Below are 20,865 nucleotides of genomic sequence, written 5' to 3'. Positions count from 1 at the left end.
CCGGTGCTGGAGTCCCCGCTCGTCCGGGTGGCGGGCCGGTCCGTCCGCTCGATCAGTTCGATCTGCCAGTCGTGCAGGCGGTGGGTCCCGCTCTGTTCTGCCGTGTCCGTACTCATCGGCCCCGTGTCCCTCCTCGGTGGTGGTCGTCCAGCAGTGCCCGGAGGCAGCTCATGACGAGCGCGGAGATCGTGGCGCTCGTCGCCCTGTTCTCGCGGTCGTCCTGGAGGGCCTCCACGATGTCGACGGCGACCACGCGGCGTGTACGGCACACGTGCTCGACCGCGGCGAGCAGTTCCCGCAGGCGGTAGCCCCCCGCTTCGGGGTGTCCGGTCGCCGGGAACTCCATGGGGTCGATCACGTCGAGGTCGATCGACAGATGGACCGGCTCGTCCTCCACGGTGTCCGCCGGCTCCGGGAAGCCGTACGCGTACGTACAGCGCAGGTCCGCCGGAAGCGGTCCGCACGAGGCCGGAAGCAAGGTGCGTACGCCGTACAGTTCGCACGCGGTGACCGCTCCGGTCTGGAACAGGTGCCCCAGGAAGTCGCCGTGCGTGATGTCGGTGACACCCGGCATCGGCCGGGCGCCGAAGTCGCAGTGGGCGTCGAAGCACACGACGCGCACGGGTCCGTGCACGGCCGCGAGTCCCGTCACCACGGGCGCGGAGAGACTGTGGTCCCCGCCGATGAAGAGGGGGACGGCCCGCGTCCTGGTGAGCCGTTCCACGAGACCGGTCAGCGCCCGGTAGTACGCGGCCCGGCCGACCCGGGGGTCGATCGGTACGGCGCCGAGGTCGCCGAGGTCGAACACCCGGCGGCCGGCGAGCACCGGCCCCCCGGTGAGCGGGTCGATCAGTCCGCCCAGCGCCCCGTCGTCGTCGACGCTCCAGTCGTGCCCCGGACTCAGCTTGCGGAAGATCTCGGGTCCGTGGCGTTGGCCGGGCACCCCCGTCACCCCGGCGTCGAACGGCAGGCCCATGATCACCGCTTCGGCCTCCAGGGACCCGGACACGACGGGGTCGACGTCGGCCGCGGGCAGCCCCAGGGCGCCCGCACCCGGCCGGACCGAGGGGTGCCTCACGAGGCCCGCCACCCTTCGGCCGGTTCGGCGCGGCCGTCGGCGACCGTGACCAGGCGGGCCCGGAGCAACGCGGAGACCAGGGCCGACACGGCGGCCGGGGAGGCACCCGACTGTTCGGCGAGCTCGGCCATACCGACACGTCGTGCCCGGACCAGCACCTCGCACGCCTCCCTGTGGGCGGCGGGCAGGACGAACTCCTGGTCCGCGGCGGTGAGAACCAGCTGCTCGCCCCTGAGCTCGATCAGCGGCGCCTGGACGGTGGCCAGTTCGACGGACGTCCCGGCCGAGGGGCGCGCCTTCAGTACGTCCCAGGGCAGGCTGGCCGTGTCCCGGCCCCCGCTCCTGCGCCGCTCGGCGTCGAAGAAGTCCCGCAGTGTCACCGCCTTCGCCTCGTTCACGAACGCCGTGACGAGCCGCTCGGCCTGGGCGCGCTGCTCCTCCGGGGTCCCGGCGCGGGCCAGGCTCTCCCGTACGTCGGTGCTGTCCAGAGCCCGGTAGGCCACCCAGCGCAGCCAGTCGTAGCCCGTACGCCGGGTGAAGGCGAAGGTCAGGTGCAGGCTGGATTCGCCGCCTCCGCGCACGGTGTGCCACCACCCGCGCGGCACGTGGATCACGTCGCCCGGTTCCAGCGTCCGCTCGAAGAGCACGGTCTCCGGGCAGCGGGCGGGGTCGCTGTCCCCGTACTCCGGGAGGGGGTGCTCCTCCGAAGGCCCGTGCACCTGCCAGCTCTTGGTGCCGAGCACCTGGAGGACGAAGGTGTCCACCTCGTCGAAATGGCTGGCGAAGGCCTGCGAGTCGTCGAAGGTGACGAAGAGGTTGCAGGAGGCGGTCTCGCCGACCATGCGCATGACGTCGTCGGTCGCGGCGCGTACGGCGGGGTGGATCCGGTCCAGCGAGTCGATGACGAGACTGGCTCCGGACCGCATGAGCGAGAACGTCCGGGTGAGGTCAACCACGCGGTGGCCCGCCCGCGTCACCGTGTACTCGTGCCGGGGCAGGGATCTGCCTCCGGTGCACAGCTTCAGTTCCGCCGGTTCGACACGGCCCCGGGAGAGGATCTCGTTGAGGTCGCGCCAGGAGAAGTGTTCCTGGAGAAGTTCCGGATCGAGATGCCGGAGTACCACGTCGGTGCTGAGGTGTTTCACCACGAAGTCAGGGCCGAACGCGGCCGCCAATGCCCGGCCGAGTTCCGAGGCGGGTGCCGTCATGATCCCGATGTCTCCCTAGTCGCCGCCGAACGGAGGAATTCGCGAAAAGGCGATGGAAACGGGTTCCGCGTGCACCGGACCCGGTCGGTCCGGCGCACGCGGAACCCTGGGCCCTACTTCACCGAGTCACCGAACATCTGGGTGAAGTCCGGAACACCCGCACGATTGTGCGTCTTGGCGAAGGTCGCCCGCGCCCTCTCGGCCACGGGTGAGACCTGGACCTCCACCTCGGGGAATTCCTGCTCCTGGGCATTCCTTGCTGTGTTGTCAGCCATGTTCGCCTCCAAAGCGACGTTGCCGGCAGTTCCCGGTGAGAGTACGACGGTCTTTACCGGACGAACAAGGGGCGATATTCGGAGCGCAACGAAAAGGGATGCGTTCGCCATTCTGTAGCAGGAAAACCCGTTCTATTCGACGGGCTCGTCATTCCACTGCGGGACGGTCACCTTCCCGGACAGCCAGTCCCGGCGCAGAATCGCGTATCCGACCGCGTCGTGGACCCCGCCGTCCGACGACGGCCACGCGTCCCGGTAGTGCGCCTCCTTGGCGTAGCCGGAGCGCACGAAGACGCGTCGCATCGCACGGTTGTCCTGCCGGGTCGTGCCCTCGATGCGGCGCACGTCGGGGAATTCCTCGAAGAGATACCTGGTCAGCCATGCGACCGCCACGGCCCCGACGCCACGGCCCCGGTCCGCGGCCCGCAGGCGCAGGTCGAACAGCGGTGTGGCGTCCCCGAGGTCCATGAGGCGGACCAGACCGACCGCCGCCCCGTCGTCGGCCACCCAGAAACTCCTGTTCTCCTCACTCTCGAAGCGACCCTCGGTGACCCATTGGCCGGCGGTCTCCCGGTCCACCTCGCTCACGGCGTGGAACGGCCAGTTCTCGCTGGTCAGAAAGGTGACCAGAGGCCCGGATTCGGAGGCGGAAAGTCGCCTGAAGGAAATATTCATGATCGCTACCGTACGACCTCGCAGCCGTCCGTGAGAACCTTCCGGACCCGGGCCCTGGGCAGAGGTGCGTCGTAGAGTCAGAGTCCGGATATAGATGCTGGAAGTCTTTCGCCGCGGGGAATAATGCGCACGCGATTCCGGGGCGCCGAACAAGGATTCAACGACTTCTCCCGGTCGGCACTGTGGCGCATTCGCGCTCCCGTGATGAAAGCCGACGCACAGCCCCCGCCCACTCCGGCATGCGTGGTGGCTGAAATGGCATGCCACAGTCGGCGTCCCTGCCGGTTCCGCGTGCTGCGCACAAACCCGAGGGTGTCGCGCCGCGGAACTGTGCCATCGCCATGGAACCGGCCATTTCGCGGAACAGCGAAGAATCGTGCCGGGGCGGGGAGGGCCGCTCCGGCGCGCACGCCGTGCATTCGCCGTGCGCGCCGGTCCGTGCGGTCCTCAGACGCAGGTGCTCGTCTCAGGGGTGCAGAACATGACCTGCGGGTATCGGGCGGAGGGCTCGTCCAGGAGAGGCTGGGGCCGGTGGCGCAGATGCAGCTGCATGAACGCACGGGTGTAACCGCGGACGATCTCCGAGACCCGGGCCGCCGGGAAGGCCGGCACCGATGTCGATGCCCAACTGCTCCGCCAGCAGGCCGACATCGGTGAACGAGGCGTGTTCGGCCCCGGACACCACGAGCCACCGCTTCCACCCGGTCAGGTGCCGCCAGTCGCGCTCCCAGGTGGCGACCGCATCGCCACCGCTGCCGGGGCTGTACTGGGACTGCCTTCCGAGGAACAGGAACGGCCTGGACAGGCCGCTGTCCGGGACCGGGACCTGGGTCGTGCCGTCGATGTCGATCCCGGCGCTTATCCGGGAATCGGCGAGCAGGGACGTCAGCGCGCCGGCACCGCCCACGGAATGGCCCGCCATGGCGATGCGTGACGGGTCGACGAGCCGCGCGCCGTCCCACTTCGCGTGCCCGCCGGTCAGCTCGTCCAGGACGAACGAGACGTCGGCGGCCCGGCTCGTCACCAGCCGGTCCCAGAACGCTTCGTCGTGCGGGAGGTCGCAGGCGGCGCAGGTGGCGACCCGCCCGTCCGGGAAGGTGGTGGCGACACTCTCGTAGGTGTGGCCGATCGCGGCCACCACGTAGCCGTGGCTGGCGAGGTCCTCGGCGAGCGTGGTCAGCGTGGCGCGCGGCTTCTTGAAGCCCGGGGACAGCACGACCAGCGGAAGACCGCGGGTGGCGCCCGTCGGGCGGGCTCCGGCGAACGCGTTGGTCCGTGTCGTGCTCAGCACGTCCGGCTCCGGGCCGGTGATGCCCCCGTCCTCGAGAAGCAGCTCCGACTCCGTCGGCGTCATGTACTGCGCACGCCGCCCGTTCGGGGACGCCGTCGGGTACCACAGGGAGACCATCAGTTCCCGCGCGTCCACCCCGGCGGCCCAGGGGTCGGGGCGGGAGTCGTCCGTCAGGTGCAGTGACGTGGTGCCGACCGCACGGGGGCCGGTCGGTGCGGGCAGCCGCGGTGCGCTGCCGGATTCCCCGGCCGCCGCGGCGGGGGGTGCGCCCATGGCGACGGCGAGCGTCAGTAACGCGGTCGCGGCGGTCAGGCCGCGACGGAAGAACGTGTGGTTCATGGAGTCGTCCGTTCTCTGCTCGGGGTGGGCCGTGGATGCCGGCCTCGTCCCGGCGCCCCGACGCGCTCCGGTCCGCACCGCGTCGCACGGGGCGGGCCGTCGTGGTGGCGGGCCCCGTCCCGCGGAGTCCGTGCACCGGTGCGGTCGTCCGGCGGCTCCTCGGGATCCGGTCGGCCGGATGAACGTTACGAGCGGCCCCGGGCAGCGCGCGTCGTCCGCAGGCACCCCATGCGGTACCGCGCCGGGACGAGCGCCGTGGATGTCATCCCGGCGGTGTAGGCGGGTGAAGTACCCGGCCGGGTGAGGGCGCGCACCGGGACGGCGCGGCACGACCGGCGGACCGGGCGCTGCGGCGGCACCGGCGGCCGGAACCATGGGCGGGGCGGAGCAGGAACTCGACGCGGCGGGCGCCGTCGAGCAGTACGTGCTCGAACCGGCGCCTGCCGCCGCCGCACCGGCCGGGACGTACCCCGGCCGCGGAACTACTTGCTGATCGCGAAGCGCATCAGGGCGTGCTCGTCACCCGGCTTGATCTTCCCCGTCGCGTTGATCACTTCGAGCTTCCACGAGCCGCCGACCCGCACGGCCTTCGCCACCGCGCAGCCGTTGTCCTGCGTCAGCAGGCTGGGCCAGATGTCGGCCACCTGCTGGGTGGTTCCGCCGGTCCCGTCGTAGACCTTGAAGCTGATGTTGCGGGCCTTCTGGAAGGAGCTGCCCTTCTTGAAGGCCGCGGCGACGAAGACGATCGACGTGATGTTGGTGGGTACGCGTGAGAACTCCACCGTGACCGTCTCGTCGTCACCGTCGCCGCGCCCGGTCTGGTTGTCGCCGCTGTGTACCAGGGAGCCGTTGCCCATGGGGTCCAGCGAGTCCAGGCCCGCCAGACGCACCGGGTCCGCGCCCTGCATGGCGATGGCGATCAGGTCGAGGTCGGTGCCGGTCTTGCGGCGGAGCATGCCCATGACCCCTCCGCTGCTCCCGGCCGTGGGGTCCCAGGACACGCCTATGGACAGGTGGGTGACGCCGTCCAGGTCCGCCGGCCCGTCTTCCTTGCTGAGCGTAATCATGCGTGGATCATCCTCTGGTGGTGGAACTGCAACACGCCGAGTCTGCCTGGCGTCCCCCCGGTTCCCCGCGCCGGGCCCCCGCATCGACGCCGCTCTCCGGCCCGGCACGAGCGATCCGGGCCCGTTCCGTCGCAGATGACGAACGGGACCCGGCGACGAACTCGTCCCGGACCAGGGGCAAAAGTCTCAGACCGGCTGCTCGGGGGCTTCGAGCACCAGCCGCCAGGCCTCCGAGGCCGGAGAGGCCACCGGCCTCCCCGGTGGCAGGACCGGGGGCGAGCGCCTGGAAGACGGCGCGTACACGGACGTCGGTGTAGCTGTGGATGTCCTCGGTCGCCTTCAGCCACACCCCTCCTCCGGGGAAGGGCATGACCTCGGTGACGGCGTGCGTCCAGCCGCGCGGTTTGCGCAGCACGAATCCGGAGAGAGCAGTCGCCCGGTTCAGCGGAGAGGCGACGGCTTCTCGTCGTCCGTCAGTGCGCTCGCGTCCGCTTCGCGTGTGCGAGCACGACGATTCGCCCGTGCGTTACGGGTGGCAAGACAGAAGACCGCCCCCGGTGCGACAAGGAGGGTGCAGAAGACGGCGGTGGTGAGTCCGCCGCCGACCATGAGCACCGCCCAGAAAATCCAGGCGACCACGAGAGCGAGAGTGGCGGCGGCGAGCCACAGGAGGCTCCTGACTACGAGCGATCCTCCGTACGAACCCGCCGGGTCGGCGAAGTTCGGGTCGTCCTTCCCCCTGATCTGCACGCGGTGAATGTACACCACACCTTCACAGGAAGCATCCAGTGCACGAGTGACTCCATGCACTCCGGCACGCAGAACTGGGGGAGCATCCTCCGGTTTGCTGTCGAGATTCCACCGATGCAGTTCCTCTCTCCGGGCGGTTTCGGTAACCCCTGGTCAACTCACCAATCCGATGGCACCCCGGGCTTTGCCGGAGCAATGTGCGGAATATCGAGTTCCGTTAAATCTGCTCTTGTAAAACATTTACGACTCGCCCTAAGGTCCGTGCCGATCCAGAGGTGTTCGGCACGAGGGGGCGTGCGGCACTTCGACACCGCTGCGGGCGGAGCCCGGGGAGCTCCGCGTTTCGGCCATGCGAGAGGCAAGGCCGTCACCTTCCTCCGCGCGGTAGTCGCGGAACTCGTACTGCGCCCGGTCACTGTCCGGTCGAGCCGGCACACGGCGGCTCGCGCTGCGCTCCCGCGACCGGGACATGACTTCAACCGGCGGGCTGCGCCTGCCCACTTCCACGAGAGCGATATGAACAGACCGATATGGACCGTGGTGGCAACCGCGGTGATGGCCTTGGCCATGGGGGCGGCGCCGGCTGTGGCCGAAACACCTTCACCCGATGCCCCGTCAGCTCCTGTGACCAGTGGGTCGATCGACCCGTCGCTCTACGGCGCAGCAGCCGAGAAGGGCACTGTTCGCGTCAATGTCGTGACGGAGGAGCGGTCTGACCTCTCCGGCGCGTCCTCTGCCGGTAGAACGATGCAGAAGTTCCAGAAGCTGCCGCTGGTCACCCTTCAGGTCACCAGGAGCGGCCTCGACGCTCTGGCCGCCAAGCCTGGCGTGGTGAGCGTGACGGAGGACACTCTCTCCGAGCCCACCCTGGATACCAGCATGCCCTTCATCGGCGGCGACCGGGCCATCAAGACGGGGAAGACGGGCAAGGGAAGCGCCATTGCCGTCATCGACACCGGTGTGGCGACAAAACACCCGTTCCTCCAGGGGCGTGTGGTCTCCGAGGCCTGCTTCTCGCCGATCGACCCCGCCTACTCGGCCACCAGCCTGTGCCCACAAGGGACGGCGGCTGAGGAAGGGCCGGGTACGGCCGACTCCGAGGTCGGCCCCTGCGCCACCATCACCGAGTGCGAGCACGGAACGCATGTCGCGGGCATCGCGGCCGGCGACGGAACCGGCATCGTCTCGGCTCCCGTCTCGGGGGTTGCCCCGGACGCCGACGTGATCGCGATCCAGGTGTTCAGCAGACTCGATTCCCCCGACTACTGCGGTGAGGGAAACACGCCTTGCGTGAAGAGCTTCACCAGCGCTCAGGTCGCGGCACTGGAAAAGGTCCTGCAACTACGGCAGGCCGGGATTCCGGTGATCACCGCGAACCTCAGCCTCGGTGGCGGACAGTACAGCTCCCCATGCGGTTCCGACGTACGCAAGCCCATGATCGACGCCTTGCTCGAAGCGGGGGTCGCCACCGTCGTCGCCGCAGGCAACAACGGTTTCAGCAACAGGGTCAACAGTCCCGCCTGTGTCGACAGCGCCATCACGGTCGGCTCCTCGGGCTATGACGACACGGTCTCGGAATTCTCCAACCGCGGTTCCCTGCTCGACCTGTTCGCACCGGGTGACGAGATCGTCTCTTCGGTACGCAACGGTGCCTACGGGGCCAAGAGCGGCACCTCCATGTCCGCGCCCCACGTGGCCGGCGCTCTCGCCGTCCTGCGTCAGACCTATCCCGCCAAGCCCGTCACCGAACTCGAGCAGCTGCTCAAGTCGACCGGCAAGCCGATCGTCGACGGGAGCGTGACCACCCCCCGCCTGGACATCGGCAAGGCTGTGGGCGGGAGCGAGCCGACACCGCCGCCCACGCCGGAACCCAAGCCTCTGCCGTCACACATCGGCAACTACACGGCCTACGCAATCCCCGATCCGGGAATCGTGCAGTCGCCGGTGACCGTCTCCGACGTGGCGGGCAAGGCGTCCAAGTCGCTACAGGTACGCGTGAACCTGATGCACGACTGGCACCCTGAGGTCAAGATCGACCTGATCGCCCCGGACGGCAAGTCCTACCCGCTCAAGGCAACGGGCGGAAGTCAGACCGGCGGTGCGTTGAGCGCGACGTACACAGCCGACGCCAGCACCTCACCCGCCGGCGGCACCTGGAAGCTGCAGGTGGAGGACCGCTCCAAGGGTGGTGTCGGCACGCTCAAGGACTGGTCGCTGATCCCGGCTTCTTTCGCGAAGAAGGGGACGGTCGCGATTCCTGACGCAGGCACACTCGACTCGGACATCAGCGTGGCCGGATTGCCGGGCAAGGCCTCCGGGGCCCTTCAGGTGCAGCTGGACGCCGTCCATGAGTGGTCCGGGGACCTCAAGGTCGATCTGATCGCTCCGGACGGGACGCCCTACCGCGTCAAGTCCACTTCCGCGACGGACCCCCCGGTCAGTGGCACCTACACCCTTGACGCCCGCACCTCTCCCGCGAGCGGGACGTGGACGCTACGGGTTCAGGACACATCGGCCGGCGCCGTCGGCTCTCTCAACGGGTGGTCGCTGACCTTCCCCTCGTACGAGAGCCAGACCCCCGTCGCCCTGCCTGACGCCGACCACGTGCGTTCGCCGATCACGGTCAGCGGGATCACGGGTAACGCGCCGAAGGACATCAAGGTGTACGTGGATATCACCCACGGATGGCTCGGCGACCTGAATATCAACCTGGTCGACCCGAACGGCAAGCTGCATCTGCTCAAGCCGGATTCCACAGCGGAGTCGGGCGGCACCCTTCAGCGAATTTATACGGTGGACGTCGGCACAGCGCCGGCGTCAGGGACCTGGAATCTCAGCGTGGACGACACGTCCGCGGGCTCCACCGGCACACTGAACGGTTGGACTCTGACCTTCTGACCTGCTTTCACCCTCGCGGCGGGATGGAAAAGACGGCTCGATCCGAGAATACGGACGAGGCGTCTTTTCCATTCCACGGGAAGACAACGTTGTCCGAATGCAGGTAACTCAGGAAGCTCAGATCCAGCTCAAGCAATTGAGATTTCCTCGTCACGAGTTGGATGCCGTGCCAGAATTCTTTTCAGGACGCAGTTCCAATGGGGAACATGTACTAATTGTGGGGGGACCCTTATGTCCGTTCGTACCAGAGTCGCGGCCGGCGCGGTCAGCATCCTGATCCTCGGAGGCGCGGCTACTCCGGCGCTCGCGGACACAGACGTACCGGTCGACGCACCGGTGATCGCAGAGGGCTCGTCGATAGTGTCCGACGAACTCGGCGACGCCCCGTCCGGAGGCGGGGAGATCCTCAACGGTGTCGAGTCCATCGACGAGTTGAACGAGGAGCTCGACCTGCCCGGCCAGGTGGACGGCCCGGAGCTTCCCGATGAGCCCCTCACGGGCACCGAGGACCTCTCCTCGCCCACCGGACAGTACTGCGGCAGCCCCTACAACTTCGTGCGCATCACCAAGAATCTGAAGAACACGATGTCCGTCAAGTACAGCACGTTCGTGCAGAACAAGCGCAGCAGCACCATGGACTGGAAGTTCACCACGAAGAGGTCCGGCACGACCGAGATCGGCGGTTCCATCACCCTGGGCGGTGAAGCCAAGGTCCTCTGGCTGGGGAAGATCAAGACCGAGGTCACCGCATCGGCCAAGAAGTCCTGGACCTCCGAGCTGGGGGTCGAGGCCTACGGCAAGGTCAAGGCGGGAAAGACCGTGTACGGCGACTACGGGATCAAGAGGGAGAAGGTGTACGGCTACATGGCCCGCGCCAACAGCAACTGCACCGTCAGCAACAAGCAGTACATGACCGTCTGGGCCCCCTACCGTGAGGGCTGGGTCATCAGCGACTGACCAGCCCCGTGCACAGCAGTGCCCCGGACCGCCTCAGGCGGTCCGGGGCACGCACCTTCAGGAGATCGCCAATGCGCAGAGTTGCATTCATCGCCCCTGCACTGCTTGCCCTGTCCCTTTCGGCATGTACATCCGGAGACGCCGAGCCCGGAGAAGAGGCTGACGCGAAGCCGGCCTCTGCGACTTCGGCCGGGAGCAGCACTCTGGATCTGAAGCTGCCGAAAAACGCCAAGTACTTGATCCCGGAAACCACCGGATCGGGCACCAAGAAAATCGATCCTTTCCTTTCGGAAAAGGACGTTTACACCGTCCACGTGCGGTGCGACGGGGAGGGGAATCTTTCCCTTGGGGACGAGGCGACAGATCCGGTCCAGGTCAAGTGCGGCGGCCCTGTCGCCATCGGCAACATCTTCGTCGACGAGGGGGCTGAGCAGAGCTTGACAGTTTCACCCGAAAGCGAGAAGACCACATGGGCGATCGCCATTGTGGAAGGAAAGTAAGAACTCACGCCGCTAAGGGCCGTCCCGTAATCTCTGGTGGATCAGCGCGCGGCGTCAGATGCGGTGCATCGCAAGGCGGAGGGACGCCCGCATACTGGATGTATTCGGGCGTTCCGACAACGCGGCGAGGTGCCGTAGCTGTCGTCGTGCGCCCGCCAGGGATTGCGGGACGGCCCTTAGACCGGGTCTCACGTGGCGTCGGGGTCTTGATCGCCTGCCTCACGCGGGCAGGGGTCTCCCAGACGTCGTTTCTCATGGCCTGATCGTCCGTTGAACCGCGCATGACGGATCTGGTCGAACCGCTGGTGCCGAATGAGTCATGGGTACTGTTTCGGCGGGTGGTGCCACCGACAGAGCTGACGCGTCCGCAGGGCGGAGGCAGGCGTCGCGCGGGTGATCGTGAGGCCCTTGCTGCGATCGTAGCTGCCCGTAGCTGCTCCACCGACGGCGCGTGGCCTCTGCCTCAGCATCGAGACAGGGGCCACCCGACCGCCAGACGATGTGATGCGCCGCTGGATCAGTGATCTGGAACGACGACCTGCTCAAGGACACCGAATGACCACGACATCACACAGGCCCTAGCAGGGGCTGAGGTAGTAGACCCAGCCCCAGGGGGCGTTGTTGTCCTGGCTGTATCCTCCGGGCGAAGTCCAGCCGAGATTGGCGTTGATGTCGTAGAACTTCGCCCTCAGGTGAGATGCCTGGTTGTTCTTCCAGGACCCGTTCCCGCTCCACGGAATGCTGTTCAGCGTGTTGCAGTCGTAGAAGCTCAGGCGGGCACCCTCGAAGTCCGGGAGTGCGAACGCGCATACGTAGGTGTACGGGCAGGTGCCGGCGGCGGCGGTCCGCGCGCCGTTCTTGTCGGCGAGATCACGGGCGTACTTCTCTCCGGGCAGCGGGATGAGCAGTTCCCCTCCGGCCCGGGTCACGATCTTGTTGATCGCCACCTGGGTGCCGTCCGTCTTGGCCAGGTAGCCGTCGGCTGTGCGCTGAAGTCCGTCCGCCTGGGCGCTGGTCAGCCCCAAAGAGCTCGCCTGCGCCGCGAAGCCCGGGCTGCCATTCCGGTCGGCTGCCGGGGAAGCCCCGGCCGCACCCGTCGTGGCCGCCAGGGCGAAGAGCGTCATCATCACTGCGACGACGGCCCTTCCCCACGCGGTGGGTCTGAACGTTCCCTGATCTGCCACGGAATTACCCCTCTGATCGACGACGTGTTTCGCACTGGCCACAACACTGCTGTGTGCGACCTCCGCCGTCATCGTCAAGGAGCGCAGCCTTCATTCGCGATGCGCGCCGGTACTCACCGGGCGTCACCTCGAAGGTGGTGCGGAACAGGCGGCTGAACGTGGCGGCGTCGACCAGGCCCCACCGCGCGCCGATGTCCTGCACAGGCATCGCGCGCAGCCGGGGGTCGGCGAGGTCCGCGCGGCAGCGTTCGAGCCGCAGGCGGCGGATGGTGGCCGCCACGCTCTCGTCGCGGCCACGGAAGAGATGGTGCAGGAGCCGTACGGAGATGTGGTGCTGCGCGGCGACGGCACGGGGGGTGAGCCGGGTGTCCGACAGGTTGTCCCGGAGGAACGTATCGACCCGGGCCAGCAGCATCGCGTGCCGCGCCTCCGGCGGCAGGTACTCCTGGGCGTCGAGGTGGTGGGCGAGGAACCCCGTCGTCAGGTCGAGGCTCGTCCCGCCGAGCCGCTCCCGTTCGGTCGCGTCCAGCACGGCCGCCTCCTCGACCACTGAGCCGAGGAACTGCGCCAGCACCCGGCCCGTCCCTGACCTGGCCGGGATGCCGACGGCGAGCAGCTGGTCGATCTTCGCCTCGGGCAGCGGCACCAGCGCGCGCGGCAGGTGCAGGATGATCGCCCGCGAGTCCCCGGTCACGGGACCACTCTCGGCGTGGCCGCTGTAGGGGCGCGACGACGTCCACATCGCGAAGTCGCCCGCGCGCAGCCGGGTCTCGTTGCGGCCCTGGCCCACCACCATCGCTCCGGCCAGGATCAGCGTCAGCTCGTACGTCTCGGGGTCGGAGCGGCTTATGAGCCCGGCGGTTCGCTCCGACCGGAGCCCGGGGAAGGACATCGTGGTGACCTGGAGCCGCCCCAGGTCCAGCGACCCCGCGCTGCCCGCGAAGTCGGCGGCGTGGTCGCTGGTGATCCGGGTCGGCGCCACCCCCCGGGCGACCACCTCGCGCCACCAGTCGAACCGGTACTCCGCCGGTAACTCCGCCGTGTCGAACTCCGTGAACGCCATCGGGACCCCCGTCTGCCGTGCGCCTACCGTAAATGTGGCACTCGGTCGCCTTCCCGGCGTCGGCACCCGCTACAACCGGCCGGCAGCCGTCCGCCGCAACATGGCCGGTCCGGGCCCAGGATTGGCTGAGGTGACCCGAGGTACGGGGAAAAGACCTCCCGGAAGCGCGGCAGTTCCGCGAACGGATCGCACTGCACACCCCGCCGCACCACACCCGTCAATGCGGCCTTCGCATCAAGTCCTCCACCTCTTGGCAGAGTTGAGTCACCGGCTCATGTGATGTGACCATTCGTTGAGCAAGGCATGACCGCGGCCTCGGGGGGGGGCGGCCGGTCGGCGCAGCCGAAGTGGTCGCTGCGTCACCGTGGCCCGGTACGGCCGCCTCGCCCGGACGGCCGGGAACGTCGCCGTCCGGTGGGCGAGGCGGCCCTCGGGCCTCACACGCTCAGGTCAGCCCGAGCGACCTCAGGACGCGGCGCTGGGCCGCACTCGGATCGGCCGGCCAGTAGATGTAGCAGACCCCGCCGGTGCCGCCCCTGACCGCGCCGTTCGCGTCGTACCGCTTGGTCCTCAGCCAGACGTTCTCCCACTCGCGCCGCTGATAGACACGGCGCACCGCGTCGTTGGACGGCGAGGCCGGATCGTTGGCGATCACGTCGCCATCGGCCGTGAAGCCGATGACCGTCATCAGGTGTCCTGATGTCCCGTAACCCGCGCCCGTCAGCTCGCCCTTGAAGAACGACTGCGACGTTATGACCGGGATACCGGCGGCGACCAGCTGCTCCAGATCGGTAAGCGATCCGAGCCGGGTGATCACGGCGTTCATGTCCTCGTACGTCGCGGCGTAGGCGGCGTTGAAGGGCCAGTTGCCGCAGCCTTCGTACTGGTAGTCGAAGGTGTAGCGGGCCGCGTGGCAGATCTGCGGGTCGGCGAGGCCCGGCTTGACCCAGGACAGGTCCTCGGGGGTGGGCGTGCGGCCCCAGTACTCGATGATCATCTGGGAGGAGGTGGGGCTGCACCAGGCCTCGCCGCCGTTGTCGTACTCCGGGTACTCCCCCACGTGGACGTTCTGGGAGTAGCGGGGCACCGCGAGCTCACGGGCGGCGCCGGGCGTGGTGGCCGGGACGGTGAAGCGGTCCGGCACGTCCGAGGCCATGGCGCCGACGCGGTGGACGGTGGGGGTGAGGCGGGTTCCGGGTGTCCGGTACAGGGTGAGGCGCAGCCGGTACGAGACCAGACGCAGTCCGCTCGCCGCGTCGTCGAGCGAGAAGGTGTCGGTCCAGACGGTGCTCCTGCCGTCCGTCTGGTCGTCGACGGAGGTCCGCCGGACGTCCGTGTCGGCCGAGGCCCAGCGGCCCATGACGTACCAGGGGGTGTCCGTGCCGTCCGAGTAGCTGCCGCGCAGCTCGACCTGGATCCAGGTGCCCTCCGGGGTGGCCGCGTTCCAGGAGGCGATCACCTCGGTGGCGGGGACGGCCGGGCGATGGACCGGGGAGGTCCAGCTCGCGTACTCCCAGGTGGCGGTCGTGCCGGTGTGCGGGTCGGTGTGGTCGGTGCTTCCGGCGGGGGCGGAGATCACCAGGCCGGGCCGGCGTCCGGGGACCGCGCGGGTACCGGCCGAGGAGCCGCAGCGCCAGTCCGAGTAGGTGGTCCAGAAACGGTTGTCCACGAGAGAGGCCGCCGCCGGGGATGAGGAGGTCCGGGACGGGGCGGCGCCCGCCGGGCCGGCGGAGGCGACGGCGCCTGCCCCGGCCGCGAGGGCGGCGGTGAGCACGGTCCTGCGTGAAGTCGGTCTGGTCATGGGCGGGACCCCCGGTCGTTGAGCGGATTGGGGCTGCGGGTGCCGATCGGTGCGCCAACTATCGCGGGTCGGGACCGGTTCCTGCCAGTGATTCACCCCGTGCCGCGACAGCAATATTGGTCTGGTCCACTGGCGTGACCTGCGCGGGCCCGGGAGCGGCTCCGCACGGTCTCGTAGGGTGGAGGACATGAACGACCTGGCGGACCTCGCGCGACGGCTGCGCTCCCTGCCCCCCTCCTGCGGTCCCGTGCGGCTGATCGCGGTCGACGGTCACGCGGGGTCCGGCAAGAGCACCTTCGCCGGCCACCTGGCCACGGCGCTCGGTGACGCGCCGGTGCTGCGGCTGGACGACCTGGCCACGCACGAGGAACTCTTCGGCTGGACGGGCCTGCTCCGGGCACAGGTCCTGGACCACCTCTCGCGCGGGGAGCCGGCGCGGTATCTCCCGTACGACTGGACGACCCGCCGCTTCGGGCCGCCGAGGACGCTGGACCCGGCCCCCGTGCTTCTGGTCGAGGGAGTGGGGGCCGGACGCTCCGCAATGCGGCCGTTCCTCGCGGCACTGCTGTGGATCGAGGGCGGCAGCGCGGCGTCCTGGGAGCGGGGCCGGCTGCGCGACGGTCCCGGGCTGTCGGAGTTCTGGGACGGCTGGACCGTCGCGGAGCAGCGCCATTTCGCCGGTGATCCCTCGCTCCCCTTCGCCGATGCGGTGATACGGCGGGTGCCCACGGGATACGAGTGGCTGGAAGGGCCTCACGCGACAGCGGGGGCGAGTCATTTCGTCACGGACGGTGAAGCCTGAGGAACGCCGTACCCGTCGCCGGGAAATGCCCCCGTACGAGCCTCAACTCGCCTTGACCGAGGGGCCGTACAGGTCCTACGTTCTGGATGTGCGGCTTTTCGGAGCCCCCGCAGACGCGAAGCCCCCGGTTGTTCCCCCGTGACCGGGGGCTTCGTCCTGCCCTGCCGCTCCCGCCGCAGGGGCCTTCCGCTCACCCTCGGTCACCACCTCCGGAGCGCCGGTAACGTACTTAACCGCTCACTCCCTGTACAGGTACGATGCGTCTCGGATGTGGTCAATTCCCGTCTCCGGCGCGGTGATTAGGCGCGCCGCGCTGGGCATGCTGTGCGGGCGGGACATTCTGGGGGCTCGGTTTGTGGGGGACCTGATGGACATCGGCACGCCGGGCACACAGGCCCCGGCCGACCTTGCCTGGCTGCGCGGGGTGGACGCCTACACGATGGGCGCGTACCCGCAGGCCGAGGAGGAGTTCAGAGCCGCGGTACGCCTCGATCCCGGCATGGCGGACGGCTGGCTCGGCCTGCACGCGCTGCGGATCGACACGACCACGGCGCTGTTGCGCATGTTCCGCCATCGCGACCGCTTCGGCGAGCAGCGCACGCGCCACCGTCGCACACTCAACTCGTGGTACTGGCTGGGCTGGTGGGTGCAGCCGGTGCTGGAGAGCCCGCGTGACCTCCTGCTCGCGCACGCGTCGCACTGGCTGGACGGCCGCCATGTCCCTGAGCTGGACCGGGCGTTGGCCGGACTGCCGCCCGTGGACACAGATCCCCAGGTACGCTTCCTGCACGCCTGCCGCTCCTACCTGGTCAAGGACTGGGAGCAGCTCGTGCGCACCACGGAGCAGCTCGTGGACGATCCGCTGCTCGGTATCGAGGCGGGACTCTTCGGCGGCATGGCCCGGGTGCGCCTGGAGATGTACGGGCAGGCGGAGCCCCTCCTCTCGGCCGCTCTGATGCGATGTCGCAGTGAGCAGCCGCAGCGCAAGGAGCTGCGCTACTGGCTGGCGCGGGCGCACGAGGGAACCGGCCGCAGCGCGGCGGCACTGCCGCTGTACCGGGCGGTACACCGCGTGGACCCGGCGTTCATGGACACCTCGGCCAGACTCGCGGCGATCTCCGAGGGGGACGGCTACGACGAGGCGGTCGACCTCTCGGCGGTCTCGCTGGCCGGCTTCGGCTCGGACGGCACGGGCGTGGAGGCGCGGACGGACGGCGACACGGCGCTCGACACCGATCTGGTGGACGGGCGTGAGCCGTGGCTCGGCGGCGACCCGCAGGTCCTTCCCGGTGCCGCGGTGCCGTCCTCCGGGCCCGGTGGCGACGGGACGCGGACGAAGCGGGGAGCGCCGCGGACCGCCCTCTTCCCCGCCGGGCCCAGCGATCCCGCGATGCTCGCGAAGGCTCTGGCGGAGCTCGAGCGCATGGTGGGGCTCGAACCGGTGAAACGTCAGGTCAAGGCTCTCTCCGCACAGCTGAACATGGCACGCCTGCGCGCGGAGCAGGGCCTGCCGGTGCAGCCGCCGAAGCGCCACTTCGTCTTCTCCGGCCCGTCCGGGACGGGCAAGACGACGGTCGCCCGCATCCTGGGCCGGGTGTTCTACGCGCTGGGACTGCTCGGCGGCGACCATCTGGTGGAGGCCCAACGCTCGGACCTGGTAGGCGAGTTCCTCGGGCAGACCGCCGTGAAGGCCAACGAGCTGATCGATTCGGCACTCGGCGGGGTGCTGTTCGTCGACGAGGCGTACAGCCTCTCCAACTCCGGTTACACCAAGGGCGATGCGTACGGCGACGAGGCACTGCAGGTCCTCCTCAAGCGGGCGGAGGACAACAGGGACCATCTCGTCGTCATCCTCGCCGGCTATCCGGAGGGCATGGACCGGCTGCTGTCCACCAACCCCGGTCTCTCCTCACGCTTCACCACGCGGGTCGACTTCCCGAGCTACCGTCCACTCGAACTCACCGCGATCGGCGGGGTGCTGGCCGCCGACAACGACGACGTGTGGGACGAGGAGTCGCTCGACGAGCTGCGCAGCATCAGCGGGCACGTGGTCGACCAGGGGTGGATCGACGAGCTGGGCAACGGCCGTTTCCTGCGCACCCTGTACGAGAAGAGCTGCGCCTACCGTGATCTGCGGCTGTCCGGATACACCGCCGCGCCGACCCGGGACGATCTGGCCACGCTGCGGCTGCCGGATCTGATGCAGGCGTACGGCGAGGTGCTGTCCGGACGGGGGCCCGTGGACCGGGGGACCCAGGAGCCCGGGGCGCTGTGAGAAAGCCGCCGGACGGCCCCGGAGGGACCGCCCGGCGGCGGAGGTGATCAGCCCGGGGGGCCTACCCCAGCGGGGCCATGGCCTTCGGCGCCTCCGGTGTGCGGCGGGGCACCGAGACACGGTGGGCGGGGTCGCGGACCTCGCCCACGAGCATCTCCAGGACGTCCTCCATCGCGACGAGGCCGAGTACCTTGCCGGACGCGTCAGCGACCTGCGCGAGGTGTGTGGCGGCTCGGCGCATCACCGTCAGGGCGTCGTCCAGGGGGAGTTCGGCCCGGAGCGTGGCCATGGGGCGCCAGATCTGCTGCGGTACGGCACGCTCGGAGTCCTCCAGTTCCAGGACGTCCTTGACGTGCAGGTAGCCCATGAAGCCACCGCCCTCCGCGCAGACGGGGAAGCGCGAGTAGCCGGTGCGTACGGTCAGCTCCTCGATGCGGCGCGGGGTGACGGAGGGATCGACCGTCACCAGGGACGCCCGGTCGAGCAGTACGTCGGTCACGGGCCTGCTGCCCAGTTCCAGGGCGTCCCCGAGCCGTTCCTGGGCCTCCGGTTCCAGCAGCCCGGCCAGACCCGCGTCCTCGACCAGCCGGTTGAGCTGCTCGCTGGTGAAGACGGCCTCCACCTCGTCCTTCGGCTCGACCTTGAAGAGCCTGAGCACGATCCGGGCACAGGCCCCGAGCGCGGAGGTGACGGGCCGGCAGAGCCGGGCGAAACCGACCAGGCCGGGGCTGAGCCACATCGCGGTCTTCTCGGGGGCTGCCATCGCCAGGTTCTTCGGGACCATCTCGCCGATGACGAGGTGGAGGAAGACCACGGAGACGAGGGCGACCGCGAAGCCGAGCGGGTGGACGAGCCCCTCGGGCAGATGTGCGGCGTGGAAGACCGGCTCCAGCAGGTGGGCGACGGTCGGCTCGGCGACGGCACCCAGGGTGAGGGAACAGATGGTGATACCGAACTGTGCGGCGGCCATCATCTGCGGCAGGTTCTCCAGGCCGTACAGCACCTGCCTGGCCCGGCTCGACCCGCCTGCCGCGAGGGGTTCGACCTGACTGCGCCGTACGGAGACGAGCGCGAATTCGGCGCCGACGAAGAAGCCGTTCGCCAGCACGAGAAGACCGGCGAAGAGCAGTTGCACGAGGCTCATCGCACGGCCTCCAGGAGGTCCTGGGTGAGCCGCTCGGGGCCTTCCGGCTGTTCGGGCGGTCCGGCCGGAGACACCGGTATGTCCGTCAGACGGACGAAGCGGACCTGCTCGGCACGGTAGTGGCCGACCTGGCGGACCGAGATCCGCCAGCCGGGGAGCTCGGAGCGGTCACCGGGTGCCGGGATGCGCCCCAGCAGGTCGGCGACGAGCCCCGCCACGGTCTCGTAGGGCCCCTCGGGTACGTCGAGGCCTATCCTGCGCAGGGTCAGCACCCGGGTGCTGCCCTCGACGTCCCAGCCGGCGCGACCGTCGTCGGCGACGACGGACGTCAGCTCGGGACGGTCGGCGCCCTCGGCGTCGTGCTCGTCCCTCACCTCGCCGACGAGCTCCTCGATGATGTCCTCGAGCGTGACGACACCGGCGGTGCCGCCGTACTCGTCCACCACCACGGCGATCGGCTGCTCGCTGCGCAGACGCTGGAGCAGCTGCTCGACGGGCAGCGTCTCCGGCACCAGGAGCGGTGCCACGGCGATCCGGCTCACCGGGGTGCGCAGCCGGTCCTGGGAGGGGACGGCCAGGGCGTCCTTGAGGTGGACCATGCCGACGACCTCGTCGATGCGGTCCCGGTAGACCGGGAAGCGGGACAGTCCGGTGGCCCGCGTGAGGTTGAGGACGTCCGCCGAGGTCGCCGAGACCTGCAGCGCGCTGACCTTCACCCGCGGGGTCATGACGTGCTGCGCGGTGAGACCGGCGAGGGACAGGGTCCGTACGAAGAGATCGGCGGTGTCCTGCTCCAGGGTGCCGGCCTCGGCGGAGTGCCTGGCCAGGGAGACGAGCTCGCCCGGGGTCCTCGCCGAGGCGAGTTCCTCGGTGGGCTCGACTCCGAGGAGCCGGACGAGGCGGTTGGCGACGGTGTTCAGGGCGGTGATCACCGGTCGCAGGAGGGTGGAGAAGCGGTGCTGGGGACCCGCGACGAACCGGGCGACCTGGAGCGGCCGGGAGACCGCCCAGTTCTTCGGCACGAGCTCGCCGATCACCATCTGGACGGCCGAGGCGAACAGCATGCCGATCACGACGCTGACGCCGGGAACGGCACCTCGGGGCAGTCCGGTGGCGGTGAGCGGTCCGGCGAGCAGCTGGGCGAGCGCCGGTTCGGCGAGCATGCCGACGACCAGCGAGGTGATGGTGATGCCCAGCTGGGTGCCGGAGAGCTGGAAGGAGAGTTCACGCAGGGCGGCGACGACGGTACGGGCCCGGCGGTCGCCTTCGGCGGCGGCGCGTTCGGCGTCCGGCCGTTCCACCGTGACGAGCCCGAATTCGGCTGCCACGAAGAACCCGTTGGCGAGGATGAGAAGGAATGCCGCGAGAAGCAGCAACAGGGGGGTGGTCATGCCGCCGCCTCCGGGGAGAGGGCGGCGCAGGTACTACCGGACGATCCGTCCATTGCTGGAGGGAGTCACTCCTTGGGTCGCAGGAAAGTGCCCCGCGGGCCTCGGAGGCCTTCTGGTGCGGGGCGGGGCGCACCCGGTGCGCCACCGGTCCCAGAATAATCGGGATC

At 69.3% G+C, this 20,865-nt stretch carries 16 protein-coding genes and 2 pseudogenes; 6 read left to right on the top strand and 12 right to left on the bottom strand.

From position 1 onward, the window contains the following. Window positions 1-112: 112 nt before the first annotated feature. The 7 genes and pseudogenes from P8A20_RS31585 to P8A20_RS31555 all read right to left on the bottom strand — a co-directional run bounded on the left by P8A20_RS31585 (window position 113) and on the right by P8A20_RS31555 (window position 6,683). Window positions 113-1,078: an arginase family protein gene (locus tag P8A20_RS31585; protein WP_306104706.1), complete on the bottom strand. Its 966-nt coding sequence runs from the start codon at window positions 1,076-1,078 to the stop codon at window positions 113-115. Then, window positions 1,075-2,286, bottom strand: coding sequence for a JmjC domain-containing protein (locus P8A20_RS31580; RefSeq protein ID WP_147962413.1), 1,212 nt, complete (start codon window positions 2,284-2,286; stop codon window positions 1,075-1,077). Before P8A20_RS31580 ends, P8A20_RS31585 begins: the two co-directional genes overlap by 4 nt. A gap of 113 nt (window positions 2,287-2,399) precedes the next feature. Next, window positions 2,400-2,561 carry a hypothetical protein gene (locus P8A20_RS31575; RefSeq protein ID WP_187282333.1) on the bottom strand — a complete coding sequence of 54 codons (162 nt, stop codon included), beginning with the start codon at window positions 2,559-2,561 and terminating at the stop codon, window positions 2,400-2,402. Window positions 2,562-2,693: 132 nt separating this feature from the next. Then, on the bottom strand, window positions 2,694-3,236 hold the full coding sequence (locus P8A20_RS31570; RefSeq protein WP_147962412.1) for a GNAT family N-acetyltransferase: 543 nt from the start codon (window positions 3,234-3,236) through the stop codon (window positions 2,694-2,696). 447 nt (window positions 3,237-3,683) lie between these two features. Continuing rightward, a pseudogene (locus P8A20_RS31565) lies at window positions 3,684-4,866 on the bottom strand (alpha/beta hydrolase family protein). A 482-nt stretch (window positions 4,867-5,348) separates the two neighbouring features. After that, window positions 5,349-5,933: a TerD family protein gene (locus tag P8A20_RS31560; RefSeq protein ID WP_014157423.1), complete on the bottom strand. Its 585-nt coding sequence runs from the start codon at window positions 5,931-5,933 to the stop codon at window positions 5,349-5,351. Window positions 5,934-6,374: 441 nt separating this feature from the next. Beyond that, complete coding sequence (locus P8A20_RS31555; RefSeq protein WP_147962410.1) at window positions 6,375-6,683, bottom strand: hypothetical protein; 309 nt, start codon at window positions 6,681-6,683, stop codon at window positions 6,375-6,377. A 537-nt stretch (window positions 6,684-7,220) separates the two neighbouring features. Between P8A20_RS31555 and P8A20_RS31550 the strand changes: the two genes are divergently transcribed. The 4 genes and pseudogenes from P8A20_RS31550 to P8A20_RS31535 all read left to right on the top strand — a co-directional run. Then, the gene (locus P8A20_RS31550) at window positions 7,221-9,581 is read left to right on the top strand and encodes a proprotein convertase P-domain-containing protein (protein WP_306104704.1); all 2,361 of its coding nucleotides are present in this window, start codon (window positions 7,221-7,223) and stop codon (window positions 9,579-9,581) included. A 231-nt stretch (window positions 9,582-9,812) separates the two neighbouring features. Beyond that, on the top strand, window positions 9,813-10,538 hold the full coding sequence (locus P8A20_RS31545; protein ID WP_147962408.1) for a hypothetical protein: 726 nt from the start codon (window positions 9,813-9,815) through the stop codon (window positions 10,536-10,538). Window positions 10,539-10,609: 71 nt separating this feature from the next. Then, window positions 10,610-11,038, top strand: a complete 429-nt coding sequence (locus P8A20_RS31540) for a hypothetical protein (protein WP_147962407.1) — start codon at window positions 10,610-10,612, stop codon at window positions 11,036-11,038. A 281-nt stretch (window positions 11,039-11,319) separates the two neighbouring features. Further along, window positions 11,320-11,478: pseudogene (locus P8A20_RS31535) on the top strand (IS5/IS1182 family transposase); the annotation flags it as partial. A 138-nt stretch (window positions 11,479-11,616) separates the two neighbouring features. Here P8A20_RS31535 and P8A20_RS31530 read toward each other — a convergent pair. The 3 genes from P8A20_RS31530 to P8A20_RS31520 form a co-directional block, all read right to left on the bottom strand. Then, window positions 11,617-12,222, bottom strand: a complete 606-nt coding sequence (locus P8A20_RS31530; RefSeq protein WP_306104703.1) for a peptidase inhibitor family I36 protein — start codon at window positions 12,220-12,222, stop codon at window positions 11,617-11,619. 4 nt (window positions 12,223-12,226) lie between these two features. Then, complete coding sequence (locus P8A20_RS31525; protein ID WP_306104702.1) at window positions 12,227-13,285, bottom strand: AraC-like ligand-binding domain-containing protein; 1,059 nt, start codon at window positions 13,283-13,285, stop codon at window positions 12,227-12,229. A gap of 445 nt (window positions 13,286-13,730) precedes the next feature. Next, complete coding sequence (locus P8A20_RS31520) at window positions 13,731-15,086, bottom strand: C39 family peptidase (RefSeq protein ID WP_306104701.1); 1,356 nt, start codon at window positions 15,084-15,086, stop codon at window positions 13,731-13,733. Window positions 15,087-15,273: 187 nt separating this feature from the next. On the opposite strand from P8A20_RS31520, the gene P8A20_RS31515 reads away from it, so the two are divergent. Both P8A20_RS31515 and P8A20_RS31510 read left to right on the top strand, forming a co-directional pair. Further along, window positions 15,274-15,888 carry a uridine kinase family protein gene (locus tag P8A20_RS31515; RefSeq protein ID WP_306104700.1) on the top strand — a complete coding sequence of 205 codons (615 nt, stop codon included), beginning with the start codon at window positions 15,274-15,276 and terminating at the stop codon, window positions 15,886-15,888. Window positions 15,889-16,255: 367 nt separating this feature from the next. After that, window positions 16,256-18,163 (top strand): AAA family ATPase, encoded by a 1,908-nt coding sequence (locus tag P8A20_RS31510; protein ID WP_261988909.1) that lies wholly within the window; start codon window positions 16,256-16,258, stop codon window positions 18,161-18,163. Between the two features lie 61 nt (window positions 18,164-18,224). Here P8A20_RS31510 and P8A20_RS31505 read toward each other — a convergent pair whose 3' ends face one another. Beyond that, window positions 18,225-19,307 (bottom strand): hemolysin family protein, encoded by a 1,083-nt coding sequence (locus P8A20_RS31505; protein WP_306104699.1) that lies wholly within the window; start codon window positions 19,305-19,307, stop codon window positions 18,225-18,227. Continuing rightward, a complete protein-coding gene (locus P8A20_RS31500) occupies window positions 19,304-20,698 on the bottom strand; it encodes a hemolysin family protein (protein WP_147962402.1) in 1,395 nt (464 codons plus the stop codon). Before P8A20_RS31500 ends, P8A20_RS31505 begins: the two co-directional genes overlap by 4 nt. Window positions 20,699-20,865: the final 167 nt, after the last annotated feature.

Origin of the sequence: Streptomyces sp. Alt3, assembly GCF_030719215.1 — a bacterium.
Lineage (GTDB): Bacteria > Actinomycetota > Actinomycetes > Streptomycetales > Streptomycetaceae > Streptomyces > Streptomyces glycanivorans.
Note: the sequence above shows the minus strand (reverse complement) of the source record. Positions and strands in the feature narration are given on the sequence as shown.